Source organism: Acidisphaera rubrifaciens HS-AP3 (assembly GCF_000964365.1).
In the GTDB taxonomy this organism is placed as follows: domain Bacteria; phylum Pseudomonadota; class Alphaproteobacteria; order Acetobacterales; family Acetobacteraceae; genus Acidisphaera; species Acidisphaera rubrifaciens.
Genome location: NZ_BANB01000627.1, coordinates 1 through 1,303 on the forward strand (window position 1 = coordinate 1; position 1,303 = coordinate 1,303).

2 protein-coding genes are annotated in these 1,303 nt (G+C 71.5%); both read left to right on the forward strand.

Features of this window, described 5'->3' with window-relative positions; all coding sequences use genetic code 11:
* The first annotated feature begins 112 nt into the window (after window positions 1-112).
* Entirely contained in the window at window positions 113-691 is a 579-nt protein-coding gene (gene pth / locus B8460_RS15565) for an aminoacyl-tRNA hydrolase (RefSeq protein WP_048862528.1), read from the forward strand.
* 1 nt (window position 692) lies between these two features.
* Window positions 693-1,303: redox-regulated ATPase YchF (gene ychF, locus B8460_RS15570; protein ID WP_048862529.1), on the forward strand; the 611-nt coding region annotated here is incomplete at its 3' end.

The window sequence follows — 1,303 nt, forward strand, 5'->3', positions numbered from 1 at the left end:
GGCGCGCCGGCCAAGGGCGCCGGCGGCAAGGCCGCGCCCGCCAAGGCCCCGGCCAAGGCGCCGGCCAAGCCCGCCGCGAAGAAGTAGCCGCCTCGGCCGTCGCGGGGCCGCCATGAAGCTGTGGGTCGGTCTCGGCAATCCCGAGCCGGGGATGCTGCGGCATCGCCACAATGTCGGCTTCATGGCGGTGGACGCGATCGCCGCGCGGCACGGCTTCGGCCCGTGGAAGCAGCGCTTCCGCGGGCTGGTGGCCGAGGGCGCCGTCGACGGGGTGCGCATCCTCGCGCTCAAGCCGCAGACATACATGAACGATTCCGGCGAGAGCGTACAGCCGGCCGCCGCCTATTTCCGTATCGCGCCCGAGGCCGTGACCGTGTTCCACGACGAACTCGACCTCGCCCCCGGTCGCGTGCGGATCAAGCGGGGCGGCGGCGCGGCGGGGCATAACGGCCTGCGCAGCATCGACCGCGGCCTCGGCACGCCCGATTACTGGCGCGTGCGCCTCGGCATCGGCCATCCGGGCGCCAAGGAACGGGTGCATGGCCATGTGCTGAGCGACTTCGCCAAGACGGATCAGGCATGGCTCGCCGCCATGCTCGACGCGGTCGCGGACGCGGCGCGGCTGCTGGCCGGTGACCGGCCGGAGGAGGCGATGACGCGCATCGCGCTGCTGATGCAGGAAAGCGGGTAGCATGGGGTTCAACTGCGGCATCGTCGGCCTGCCGAATGTCGGCAAGTCGACGCTGTTCAACGCGCTGACGGCGACCGCCGCGGCGCAGGCGGCCAATTATCCGTTCTGCACGATCGAGCCGAACGTCGGCCGCGTCGCGGTCCCCGATCCGCGCCTCGACACGCTGGCGGCGATCGGCAAGTCGGCGAAGATCGTCCCGACCAGCCTGGAGTTCGTCGATATCGCCGGCCTGGTGCGCGGCGCGTCGAAGGGCGAGGGGCTCGGCAACCAGTTCCTCGCCAATATCCGCGAGGTCGATGCGATCATCCATGTTCTCCGCTGCTTCGAGGACGGCGACGTCACGCATGTCGAGGGCAGCGTCGATCCGATCCGCGATGCGGAGACGGTGGAGACGGAGTTGATGCTCGCCGATCTCGACAGCCTGGAGAAGCGGCTGCCGGCGCTGCAGAAGCGCGCGCGCGGCGGCGACCGCGAGAGTGCCGCGCAGGCGGCGCTGATCGAGCCGATCCTGGCGGCGTTGCAGGCGGGGCGTCCGGCCCGCACCGCCATCGCCCCGGCCGATGCCGCGGCGGCGTCGCGGCTGCAGCTGATGACGTCCAAGCCGGTGCTGTA

What these genes read in the sequence shown, in the direction of transcription:
- pth (WP_048862528.1), top strand. Translation starts at nt 113, where the DNA reads ATGAAGCTGTGGGTCGGTCTCGGCAATCCCGAGCCGGGGATGCTGCGG.